Annotated in this window: 8 protein-coding genes; 6 read left to right on the top strand and 2 right to left on the bottom strand. The window is 71.3% G+C overall.

Annotation, left to right across the window (positions count from 1 at the left end; translation table 11 throughout):
• Positions 1 to 173 precede the first annotated feature (173 nt).
• Together ABZV34_RS20970 and ABZV34_RS20965 are read left to right on the top strand one after the other, a co-directional pair.
• Complete coding sequence (locus ABZV34_RS20970) at positions 174 to 908, top strand: helix-turn-helix domain-containing protein (protein ID WP_356278554.1); 735 nt, start codon at positions 174 to 176, stop codon at positions 906 to 908.
• A 19-nt stretch (positions 909 to 927) separates the two neighbouring features.
• Positions 928 to 1,662, top strand: coding sequence for an SRPBCC domain-containing protein (locus tag ABZV34_RS20965; RefSeq protein WP_356278551.1), 735 nt, complete (start codon positions 928 to 930; stop codon positions 1,660 to 1,662).
• Between the two features lie 178 nt (positions 1,663 to 1,840).
• On the opposite strand, the gene ABZV34_RS20960 is transcribed toward ABZV34_RS20965, so the two are convergent.
• Complete coding sequence (locus ABZV34_RS20960; RefSeq protein ID WP_356278548.1) at positions 1,841 to 3,667, bottom strand: endonuclease/exonuclease/phosphatase family protein; 1,827 nt, start codon at positions 3,665 to 3,667, stop codon at positions 1,841 to 1,843.
• Positions 3,668 to 4,104: 437 nt separating this feature from the next.
• Here ABZV34_RS20960 and ABZV34_RS20955 point away from each other — a divergent pair, with 437 nt between their 5' ends.
• The 4 genes from ABZV34_RS20955 (at position 4,105) to ABZV34_RS20940 (ending at position 10,098) form a co-directional block, all read left to right on the top strand.
• Entirely contained in the window at positions 4,105 to 5,532 is a 1,428-nt protein-coding gene (locus ABZV34_RS20955; RefSeq protein ID WP_356278545.1) for a hypothetical protein, read from the top strand.
• 232 nt (positions 5,533 to 5,764) lie between these two features.
• The gene (locus ABZV34_RS20950) at positions 5,765 to 7,210 is read left to right on the top strand and encodes an alkaline phosphatase PhoX (protein WP_356278542.1); all 1,446 of its coding nucleotides are present in this window, start codon (positions 5,765 to 5,767) and stop codon (positions 7,208 to 7,210) included.
• Between the two features lie 536 nt (positions 7,211 to 7,746).
• Positions 7,747 to 9,333 carry a TROVE domain-containing protein gene (locus tag ABZV34_RS20945; RefSeq protein WP_356278539.1) on the top strand — a complete coding sequence of 529 codons (1,587 nt, stop codon included), beginning with the start codon at positions 7,747 to 7,749 and terminating at the stop codon, positions 9,331 to 9,333.
• A gap of 198 nt (positions 9,334 to 9,531) precedes the next feature.
• Positions 9,532 to 10,098, top strand: coding sequence for a helix-turn-helix domain-containing protein (locus ABZV34_RS20940; protein WP_356278536.1), 567 nt, complete (start codon positions 9,532 to 9,534; stop codon positions 10,096 to 10,098).
• A 271-nt stretch (positions 10,099 to 10,369) separates the two neighbouring features.
• On the opposite strand, the gene ABZV34_RS20935 is transcribed toward ABZV34_RS20940, so the two are convergent.
• Positions 10,370 to 11,572 carry a TerD family protein gene (locus ABZV34_RS20935; RefSeq protein ID WP_356278534.1) on the bottom strand — a complete coding sequence of 401 codons (1,203 nt, stop codon included), beginning with the start codon at positions 11,570 to 11,572 and terminating at the stop codon, positions 10,370 to 10,372.
• Positions 11,573 to 11,624 lie beyond the last annotated feature (52 nt).

The following is an 11,624-nucleotide window of genomic DNA, read 5'->3' as shown; positions in this document are numbered from 1 at the left end:
GCGCAGCCCTCCTCTGCCGCTCTGCCGCTCCGCCCTCCTCTGCCGCCCGCGGGCCCCCGTCCCGTCCCGACCCACCTCACCCCACCCCGCCCCATCCCGCACCCCGCATCCGTCACTCGGCCGACAACTCCACCCGCCTGGACAAAAAAAGTGTTCGGTGAGACGGTGGGGGCATGTTGGATGTGACCGTCATCGAGGACGCAGAGGCCGCAGCCGTCTCGCTGGACCCGATACGGGCCCGGCTGCTGGCCGAGCTGGCCGCCGGACCCGCGTCGGCCGCCATGCTGGCCGGAAAGGTCGGGCTGCCGCGGCAGAAGGTGAACTACCACCTGAAGACGCTGGAGCGGCACGGCCTGGTCGAGCTGGCGGGCGAGCGCCGCAAGGGGAACGTCACCGAGCGGCTGATGCGGGCGACCGCGGCGTCGTACGTCATCTCGCCGCTCGCACTCGCCGCCGTGCAGCCCGATCCGGACCGCTTCCGCGACCAGCTCTCGGCCCGCTGGCTGCTCGCGCTCGGCGCCCGGCTGGTCCGGGACGTCGGCTCGTTGATCACCGGCGCGGCCAAGGCCCGCAAGCGGCTCGCCACGTTCGCGCTCGACGGGGAGGTGACCTTCGCGACCGCCGCCGACCGCGCCGCGTTCATCGAGGAGCTGACGCAGGGGGTCGGCGCGCTCATCCGCAAGTACCACGACGGTGACGCGGAGGGCGGACGGGACCACCGGATCGTCGTCGCCGTCCACCCCACGGTCAAACCGGAGTCCGCCTCCGATCCCGCCGCGCCGCCCGCCATCGATCCCGCCGCGCCGTCCGGCGCCGATCCCGTCACGGCGGCTTCCTCCGTGACCTCTTCCGCCACCGCCGCCACCGCCGTCACGGCCCCCGCCCCGATCCCGCCCGCCCAGGGCTGACCCCAGGAGAATCACCGCCATGCCCAAGGAATTCGAGATCGCCCGCGAGTTCGAGGTCGACGCCACCCCGGAGCAGATGTGGGACGCCATCACCAGTGGCATCGGTGGCTGGCTGTGGCCGATGGAGTTCGAGCCGCGTCAGGGGGGCGCCGGACCCTTCGGTTCCACGCTCACCAACTGGGACCCGCCGCACCGCCTGACCAGCCGGGTCGAGGACGTCCAGGGCATCTCCCAGCAGACCCTCAACCAGATCGACGAGACCATCGAGCCGCGCGACGACGGCCGCCGTTCCTGGATGCGCTATGTGCACAGCGGCATCTTCGTCGAGGACTGGGACAACCAGTACGACGGGGCGAGCCGGCACACGGACTTCTATCTGCACACCCTGCGCGAGTACGTGACCCACTTCGCGGGCCGCCCGGTCGCCTTCGCCACCTTCGACGGACCTGAGGCGTCCATGGCGTCCGACGCCTTCACCGCGGTGGGGCGTGCGCTCGGTCTCGCCGACGGCACCGAGGCCGGAGCGCGCGTACGGGCCCAGGGCCCCGAGGGCCAACTCCTCGACGCCGTGCTCGACTTCCGCAACCCGTACTTCATCGGCCTGCGCACCGAGGACCAGTTGGTGCGCTTCTTCGGTCGCAACCACTGGGGCGCTCCCGTCGGCATCAGCGTCCACGACTTCGCGGCCGACGCCGACGCCAAGCGCGACGAGAGCGCCTGGCGGAGCTGGCTGGACGGCGTGTTCGCGGGCTGAGCGCGCACAGACTGAGCGTCAGGCCGAGCGCCCGAAGGCTGAGCACCCGCAGACCGAGCGCCTGAAGGCTGAGCACCCGCAGACCGAGCGCCCGCAGACCGAGCGCCCGCAGACCGAGCGCCCGCAGGAAAGAGCCCGGCCCCCCGGACGACGGGGCCGGGCTCTTCCGTACACGGGGTTACGGCCTGAACCTCAGCACCTGCGGGTCGTGGTCGCTGATCTGGTCGGAGAACTCCGAGTTGATGTGCACGCTGTCGTAGTCGACGTCGCAGTCGCGGCGGATCGACGGGCTGACCAGGATCTGGTCGAGGACCTGCTCGTTGCCCTGGTAGTCGTACGTGTAACGCTCGCTCTTCGGCAGCGACTTGATCGCCGACCAGAGCTCGCCGTGACCCTCCAGGATCTTCGCCGTGTCCGAGAACTCGAAGTCGTTCAGGTCTCCGAGCGCGATCACGTCCGCGTCCTTCTGCGCCTTCAGGATCTGGTTGACGAAGGTGTTCTCCGCGGTCGCCTGGAGGTGGCGCTGGGTCTCCGAACTGCGCACCGGAGGCTGGTACTGCGCGGTCAGACCCTGGTCGCCGCCCTTGGAGGCGAAGTGGTTGGCGATCACGAAGACCGTCCGGCCGTGGAAGACGAACTCGCCGGCGAGCGGCTTGCGGCTGGACGTCCAGGCCGTGTTGCCCGGGTCGATCCGGCCCGGAGACGCGGTCAGCCGCGCCTTGCCGTGCGCCTTGGTGACGCCGACGGCGGTCGTCGAGTCGCCGCCCGCGCGGTCCGTGAAGGAGACCCGCTGCGGGTTGAACAGGAACACCTGACGGATGTTGCCGCCCGGCTCGCCGCCGTCCTGGTCGTTGACCGGGTCGATGGAACGCCAGTCGTACTTCGGGCCGCCCGCCGCGACGATCGCGTCGATCAGCTTGTTCACCGTCTGGTCGGCGGCGACCGTGCCGTCGTCCGTCGCGCCGTTGTTGTCCTGGATCTCCTCCAGGGACACGATGTCGGGCGACCGCAGGTTGTCCACGATCGCGGCCGCGTGGGCCGCGAAGGTGCCGTCGCCCGGGTCGAGGTTCTCGACGTTGTACGTCGCCACCGCCAGCTCGCCGCGCGCCTGCCCGCGGGTCGTCTCGCGCTGCAGGCCGCCCTTGTCCAGGGTGCCCAGCCGGTTCGCGACGAGCGTGTAGCCGCCGAACTGGTTGAAGTCGAGCGGACCTTCGGTGGTGCCGGCGAGTTCGTCACCGACGTTCGCGGCGGGGAAGCCGGTGGCCGGACCCAGTGACTGGACCTGGAGACGCCCGGTGTTCTGCGAGGTGTACGCCCCGTAGACGGTGCCACCGCGCCGGTTGGCGTGCTCGTGCGGCTTCACGGTGACCCACAGCTCGCTGTACGGGTCGGTCGCGGTGACCACACGGGTGTCGGAGACCTGGACGTTCATGCCCTCCAGGGACTCGTAGTGGTCCAGGGCGTACTTCTTCGGCTCCAGGGTGAGCGCGTTGACCGAGCCGCTCGCCGCCGTGTCGCCGGCGGGGGCGTAGGCGTCCGGCACGGAACGGCGGTCGATCACCGTGGCGGCGGGGACCGGGTTGCCGGAGGACAGGACCGTGACCACCGGCTTGGTGATCTCCGTCACCGACTGGTTTCCGGTGGAGGCTCCGCCCGGCACGTACTCCGAGACGGTGCCCGAGACCGTGACCGAGTCTCCGGCCGCCGCCTTCGGGGTGGAGCTGGTGAAGACGAAGACGCCCTCACTGGTGGCGGGGTCGGCGTCCGGGGTGGGGTCCTGGATCCAGAAGCCCTTGGACGAGCCGTACGTCCGCACCCCCGTCACCACGCCCGCCACGTCCGTGACCTGCCGGCCCGCGTACGGGGACACCCGGGTGGTGCCCTGGATGTCGTGGATGCGGACCGTGTCCGCGTGGGCCGGTGCGGTGAGCACGACGGCGGAGACGGTGGAACAGACCGCGGCTACGGTCAGCGCGCCGATGCGCGCGGTTCTCTTGCTCGGCAAGGGAATCCCTCCGGGGACTTACATGAGCGCCGGGACGAGGGCGAAGCGGTGGGGGGAACACGACCCGTGTGCGGATCGGTGACGCGCGTAGAAAAAATCGGCGAGCCCAACCCCCGTTGAACTTCTACGCGCGTCAATCTCGTGTGTGGGCGGGGGAGTTGTCAAGGTTTCGGTGGTGTCCAGCTTTTGGCAGGGACATGAACCGGGCGGCATGGGTGGAAATCCGTCTAGGGTGAGTCGTCCACGTGGATTTCCGGGGTGGCGTCCGGGTGTGCGTGTCCAGGGCGGGCTCCTGGCCTCGACGGACTCCCTGCCGTGCTCCGCCTGTCCTCGCCGTCATGCCCACCCCTGTCCGTCATGCTTGTACCGGCCCTGTTCATCGGGTCCTGTCCGGTCCCGCTCGTCGGGTCCCGATCGTTCGGAGGAGAACCCAGCCGATGTCAGACAGCTCCCCCTTGCCGCCGGTGCGGCTGACGTCCGAAGCGGAGCTGGCGCGGGACGCGCTCGCCACGCCGCTGCTCTCCCGCGCCGCGCGGCTGGCCCGCTGGGCCGGGCCGGACACACGGGTCGGCGCGGGCGGTGAACTCGTCGAGGAGCAGCTCGCGGGGGCGGCCGACGCACTCGGACTGACCGGTGACGACGCCGCGGCCTTCGCCAGTGAGGCCTGGCGGATCGCCGTCGACACCGGACTCGTGGAGATCGTGAACGAGGGCGAGGACGAGAGCACCGTCGTGGCGGGCGCGGACCTCGCCCTGCTCACCTCCGGCGGGCCGCAGGACGTCCTGGGGGTGTGGCTCGTCGCCCTGGAGGCGGTGCTCGCCGACGCGAGCGTGCCCGACCTCGACGAACTGGCCGGGGCGGTGGAGGACGGCGGCGAGTTCGACCTCTCCTCGCTGGACTGGGACCCCGAGGCCGAGGCCGAGTTCCTGGACGGCGTGCTCGGCAACCTGTACCTGCTGACCGTGAGCGAGGGCGGGGAGGGGCCGGTGCCGCTGCCGGCCCTCGCCGCGTCGATGATCGTGCCCGATGACATGGGGGACCCCAGCAACGACGTGCTGGAGCAGGTGTCGGACGCGATGATGCGGCTCGACGACCAGTTCCGGCTGCTGGAACCTGTCGGACTCGTCGACTTCCAGCCGGTCGACGAGGCGCTGATGGCGGACACCGACGAGGAGCCGGCCGGCCCCCTCGACGAGACGGACGTCTCGCGGTACGGGATGGTGCAGCTGACCCCGCTCGGTCTGTACGGGCTGCGGTCCCGGCTGCTGGAGGCGGGGCTCTCCGTTCCCGCGGTGGGTGACCTGGTGGACAAGGGCGCGGACGCGCTGCTGGAGGGCACCGGCGTCTTCCCGCCGGCCGCGGCGCAGGCCGAGACCGAGCAGTGGCTCGCCCGGCGTGAACCCCTCCCTGCCGCACGGGAGTTGCTCGCCGCGGCACGCGGCGGCGACGCCGGCGCGCCGCTGCGGCGGCTGCGCTGTCAGCAGGCGCTGTCGCTCGTCGGCATGGAGGCCGAGCCCGCGCTGCGTGACGTTCTCGACGACGCCGAGCTGGGCGGCCTCGCCCGGGTCTGGCTCTCCGAGCACGGCGCCGTCGACGTGCCCCCGCCGTCCGAGGCGATGATCTTCTGGCTCACCATCGACACGGTCGCCGCGCAACTCGCGGCCGAGGGGAACTCCGCGGAGCTGCAGGGGCTCGTGGAGGGTCTGGCGCAGCGGCACGGCGGCTTCTTCGCCGCGGCGTGGCGGGTCGACCACCCCGCCACGCCGGACGTCCTGGAGGCGATGGGGCGGCTGCACCCTGACAAGAAGGTCGCCAAGGAAGCCCGCAAGGCCGCGTTCAAGGCGCGGTCGCAGCAAGGGGGCTGAGGGCGCCGGCCGGGATCCGCGCGCCGCGTCGGGGAGGGCGGGCGCGCGAGGGGACGGCTGAGGGCGTTTTGGGCTCCTGTGGCCCGGTCCTTACGGATTCATGGAAGGGAGTCCGGTGAAGTCGCCGGGCGTTCAACTCCCGTTCAGGCCGGGGCGGGACGGTGTGCCCGCAACGGCGTCCGCGGCCCTCCGCGGCCCTCCACGGTCATCCTCACCGTCACAGGAGACACCCATGTCGCTCACCCGCAGGGACTTCGCCGGACGATCCGCGATCACCGGTGCCGGAGTGGCCCTGGCCGGCAGTGTGGGCGCCCTCGCCACCGCCCCGAACGCCCTCGCCTCCACCGACACGGAGCGTGTGGGAGAGGAGTCCGCGGACCGGCACGGCGGGGTGGGCTACGGACCGCTGGTCCCCGACCCCGAGGGCGTACTCGCGCTGCCCGCCGGATTCTCCTACCGCGTCATCACCTACAGCGGCCGGACCAAGCTGGAATCCGGTGAGTTCACGCCCTCCAACCACGACGGCACGTCCACCTTCGACGGCCCGCGCGGCGCCACCCTCCTCGTCAACAACCACGAGCTCAAGGGCGCCCGCGACAGCTGGAAGTGCCCCGTGCCGCTCACCGAGGGCCTCGTCTACGACCCGGCCGCGGCCGGCGGCTGCACGGTCGTCGAGGTACGCCACGACAAGGTCGCGGAGTGGGTCGGCATCGCCGGCACCTCCACCAACTGCGCGGGTGGCGACACCCCTTGGGACACCTGGCTCACCTGCGAGGAGACCGAGGACAAGGCCGGCCAGAACGGCATGACCAAGGACCACGGCTACGTCTTCGAGGTCGACCCCGCCGACCGCCGCCGCAACCGGAACCCCAAGCCGATCAAGGCGCTCGGCCGGTACGCCCACGAGGCCGTCGTCGTCGACGCCAAGCGCGGCCGCCTCTACCTCACCGAGGACGCGGCGACGCCCAACGGCCTGCTGTACCGGTGGACCCCGCCGCAGGGCTTCGAGCACGGCCACGGACAACTGCGCACCCTCACCGACGACGCGGGCGCCCTGCAGGCCTTCAAGTGCTTCGACTCCGGCGGCCGTTTCGTCGACGACCTCTCCCGCGCCACGAAGATCGGCACCGTCTACGGCGTCGACTGGGTGGACGTCCCCGACCGCGACGCCCGGACGCTCTCCGTACGCAAGCAGTTCGCCGCCGGTGAGGTCACCCGCGCCCGCAAGCTCGAAGGCATGTGGTGGGGCGACGGCGGTGTCTACATCGTCTCCTCGTACGCCCGTGCGGAGAGCCCCGTCCAGCACGACGGCCAGGTCTGGTTCTACGACCCCAAGCGCCGCACCCTGACCCTGAAGGTCCTGATCGGAGTGAACCCCGACCCGTCGGCGGACGGCGCCTTCGACGGCCCCGACAACATCACGGTCTCCCCGTACGGCGGGTTGGTCATCGCCGAGGACGGCGAAGGCGTTCAGCACCTGTTCGGCGCCACCGACAGTGGCCGCACGTACCCGATCGCCCGCAACGAGCTCAACATCGGCACCGAGGACGAGCCGGCCTACAGCGAGTTCACCGGCGTCACCTTCTCGCCCGACGGCCGGACGCTGTTCGCGAACATCCAGGAACCCGGAATCATGCTCGCGATCACCGGCCCCTGGAAGCGCCAGAAGCGGGGCTGAACTCCGCGGCGGCGCGGCTGAACCCCGCTCTGTCGCCCGGCGATTAATTCGCTCGCCCGTCCCGCGGTACGCCTCCTAGAGTGATGCACGTCCAGGTGCGAAGGCAGGACCTACTTCCACTACTCATGGGGCGGCCGCGGGTTCGAATCCCGCCACCGGTACAACAGGCCGGTGTAGCTCAGGGGCCAGAGCACCTTGTCGGTTCCGTCGATCCTGAACTCTGGACACCACAATTTCATGCACCTCCCGGTGCGCGGGCTGCGGCTACTTCTCTGTAAAAGAATCCCATGCCGCCGCCGATTCTGATCTCGGGAGGCGCAGCTCATGGTGGGTGCCCGGTGCGCAGGCGACGGCTACTTCATGGGATCGGACGGTTGCGGGTTCGAGTCCCGCCGCCGGCTTCGGCCGGCGTAGCTCAATCGGTAGAGCATCTGGCTGGTCCGTCGCCGCTTTCCGAACTCGGGCACCCTCCTTCTGCCGCGCCTCCCTCCGAAACACGACGTCACCGTCGTACCGAGAATTCGGGGGAATTCATCATGGCGCGATTCAACACCAAGGCCGCGAAGGCACAGCCCACTTCGCGGGTCACCTCGACCGGCCGCGTCCTGCGGACACATCAGGGCGGCCGCGGACAGGAGCGCGACGCGCGCTCCGAGCTCTTTCTGCTCGCCGTCTCCCACTTCGTCTCGCAGCAGACCTTCTACGAGAGCGGCGACGACCGCGACGACCGGTTCGCCACGCTGGTGCGCGAGCTCGCCGTCCACGACCCCTCGTGGACGGCCGCCCTGCTCGGCTGGCTGCGGGGCGACGGCAACCTGCGCTCCGCCTCGGTCATGGGCGCCGCCGAGTACGTGAAGGCACGCCTCGACGCGGGTGCCACCGACGGCCCCGCCAACCGTCAGGTCGTCGCCTCCGTGCTGCGCCGCCCCGACGAGCCCGGCGAGCTGCTCGCCTACTGGACCTCCCGGTACGGCCGCAACGTGCCCAAGCCCGTCAAGCGCGGCATCGCCGACGCCGTACGCCGTCTGTACAACGGCAAGTCGCTGCTGAAGTACGACACCGCGTCCAAGGGCTACCGGTTCGGCGACATCCTCAACCTGGTGCACGCGGCGCCCGACCCCGGCAAGCCGTGGCAGGGCGAGCTGTTCCAGTACGCCCTGGACCGGCGCCACCACCCCGACACGGCGCTGCCCCCCGCCTCGAACCGTGTGCTCGTCGCCCACCGTGAGCTGATGGCGGTGCCCGTCGCCGAGCGGCGCGCGGTCGTGACGGCTCCGGACGGTGCCGAGCGGCTCGCGGCGGCTGGTCTCACCTGGGAGGCGCTGGCGGGCTGGCTGCAGGGTCCGATGGACAAGGCGGCCTGGGAGGCCGTGATCCCGTCCATGGGCACGATGGCGCTCGTACGGAACCTGCGGAACTTCGACGAGGCGGGTGTCGGCGACGACACGGCGGCCCGGGTCGCGGCGCGGATCAGTGACCCGGCGGAGGTGGCACGGTCGCGCCAGTTCCCCTTCCGTTACCTGGCCGCCTACCAGCACGCGCCCTCGCTGCGCTGGTCGTACCCGCTGGAGCAGGCGCTCGGGCACTCGCTGGCCAACGTGCCGGCGCTGCCCGGACGGACGCTCGTGCTCGTCGACCGGTCCGGCTCGATGTTCTTCTCCCGGCTGTCGGACCGCTCGGAGCTCAACCGGGCCGACGCGGCGGCGGTCTTCGGCACGGCGCTCGCGCTGCGCGCGGCGGACGCGGACCTCGTCCAGTTCGGCACCAGCAGCGATCGGGTGCGGTACCGCGGGGGCGAGTCGGTGCTGAAGGTGCTGGAGCGTTTCGGCGACCTCGGCGGCACGAACACCAGCGAGGCGGTACGGGCGCACTACCGGAAGCACGACCGGGTGCTCATCGTCACGGACGAGCAGGCCGCGTACAGCCACCACGGCGACCCGACCGAGCAGGTCCCGGCGCACGTACCGGTCTACACCTGGAACCTCGCCGGCTACCGGGCCGGCCACGGCCCGGCCGGCAAGGACAACCGGCACACGTTCGGGGGCCTGTCGGACACGGCGTTCCGGATGGTCTCCCTGCTCGAGTCCGGCAGGGAAGGGCTCTGGCCGTGGATGAGTGAATGAGCGTGGGCCCGCCGGGGAAGTCGTCGCGCGATGCGGTGACTTGCCCGGCCAGGGGGGCCGGGGGCGGACGGTGTGGGAGGCAGTGACGGGGTGGACATGGGATGCTCCCTGTCGGGTGTCGCCGGTGCGTCGGCTGTGGGCAGCGATGACCGCCCGCCAAGATGCGGAGAGTGGCCCCGGTTGGCAAGGAGTAAGTGAATGACGCGGGTCAAGCCGATGCGGGCGGATGCGCGGCGGAACTATGAGCGGCTGATCGAGGAGGCCGCCGTGGCGTTCGCCGAGCACGGGGAGGGCGCGTCCCTCGACGACATCGCCAAGCGGGCCGGGGTGGGCTCGGGGACGCTGTACCGGCACTTCCCCACCCGGCAGGCGCTCCTGGAGGCCGTCTACGTCGACAGCATCGAGGCGATCGCTGTCCGCGCGGACGAGATCGCCGCGGAGCTCGCGCCCGGCGAGGCGCTGGTGGAGTGGCTCAACGAGCTGAGCGGGATGATGATCCAGGTCCGCGGTCTGAAGGCGCTGCTCGGATCGGCTGTCTCGGACGGGAGCGGCGCGGTGCTGACCGCGTGCGGGACGTCCGTGAAGGGCGCGGCCGAACGGTTGGTCGAGGCGGCTCAGCGGGAGGGCACGCTGCGGGCGGACGTGGAGCCGATCGAGGTGCTGCGGCTGGCGCACGGGGTTGCCACGGCGTCCGAGCTGGCGGACGGCCAGGGGAAGTGCATCCGGCGGTATCTGTCGCTGCTGACGGAGGGGCTGCGGCCGTAGCGGCGGGTGCCGGGGCCGTGCCGGGGCTTGGGTGGAGGCGCGGTCGGGGTGTGGTGGGGGGCGTACGCGGGTGCGGGCGGCCTGTGCGCGGGGCGTGGTGGGGCGGGCGGGGCCGTGCCGGTACATCGAGCCCGTCGCCGCCGGATCAGACGTTGCCCCGCAGGGAGCCGTATCCCGATCCGGACGTAAGCGACGGGCTCGCGATGCACCGGCACGGCCCCTCGCGCGCGGGGGCGGCCGCGTGGGCCGTGGGGGCTCGCGGCCCGCGCCGTCAGAGGGCCTGGGCCGCCGGCTTCACCATGCCGCGGACCGTGCGGGACTTCACGAAGTCGCCGATGGCCGTCATCTCCCACTCGCCGGAGAACTGCTTGATCAGCTTGGCCATCATCACGCCGGTCTGGGCTTCGGCGTTGGTGAGGTCGAAGCGGACCAGTTCCTCGCCGCTGGCCGCGTCGATCAGGCGGCAGTAGGCCTTGGCGACCTCGGTGAACTTCTGGCCGGAGAAGGAGTTGACCGTGAAGACCAGGCCGGTGACCTCCTGCGGCAGCCGGCCGAGGTCGACGACGATCACCTCGTCGTCACCGCCGCCCTCGCCGGTGAGGTTGTCCCCGGAGTGCTTGATCGCGCCGTTCACGATGGAGAGCTTGCCGAAGTAGCAGCTGTCGATGTGGTTGCGCTGCGGGCCGTAGGCGATGACCGAGGCGTCCAGGTCGATGTCCTTGCCGCGGTACGCCGGCTCCCAGCCGAGGCCCATCTTGACCTGGGAGAGCAGTGGGCGGCCGCCCTTGACCAGGGAGACGGTCTGGTTCTTCTGGAGGCTGACCCTGCCCTTGTCGAGGTTGATCTTCCCGGAGGGCGGGGCCGCCGGGGGCGCGGGGGGAGCCGTCGGGGGCGGCGGTGTCATGGGGGGTGCCTGGGTCGTGGGGGGCATCGGGGGCACGGGGGTCTGCATCGGCGGGGCCGGCGGAGCCCCGGGGGCGGGCTCCTCCACCGTGACGCCGAAGTCCGTGGCGATGCCCGCCAGGCCGTTCGCGTATCCCTGGCCGACCGCGCGGGCCTTCCAGGCGCCGTTGCGGAGATAGACCTCGACGATCACCAGGGCCGTTTCGGTGCCGAGCTGGGGCGGGGTGAAACTGGCCAGTACGGCGTTGTCGTCGGCGTTGCGGATGGTGGCCGTGGGCTCGATGCCCTGGAAGGTCTGGCCGGCGGCGTCCGGGCTCGCGGTGACGACGATCTTCTCGATGCCCGGGGGGACCGCGGTCGTGTCGACCGTGATCGCGTCCGGGGAGCTGCCGCCGCCCGAGCGGTAGGTCACGCCGGGGCCGGTGGGCTGGTTGTAGAAGATGAAGTCGTCGTCGGAGCGCACCTTGCCGTCGGCGGTGAGCAGCAGGCCCGACACGTCGAGCCGCACCGGAGCGGCGACGTCCACCGTCACGCGGGTGACGGGGAGAGGGATGTTCGAGCCAGGGGTCATAGCTGTCATGACTGGGGTAACGACCGGGGGCGCTTTACCGTTCCCTTACCCA

Source organism: Streptomyces sp. NPDC005195, assembly GCF_040608315.1.
GTDB classification, from domain to species: Bacteria; Actinomycetota; Actinomycetes; order Streptomycetales; family Streptomycetaceae; genus Streptomyces; species Streptomyces kaempferi.
The sequence above is the reverse complement of the archived record's forward strand: the minus strand, read 5'-3'. Positions and strand labels throughout refer to the sequence as shown.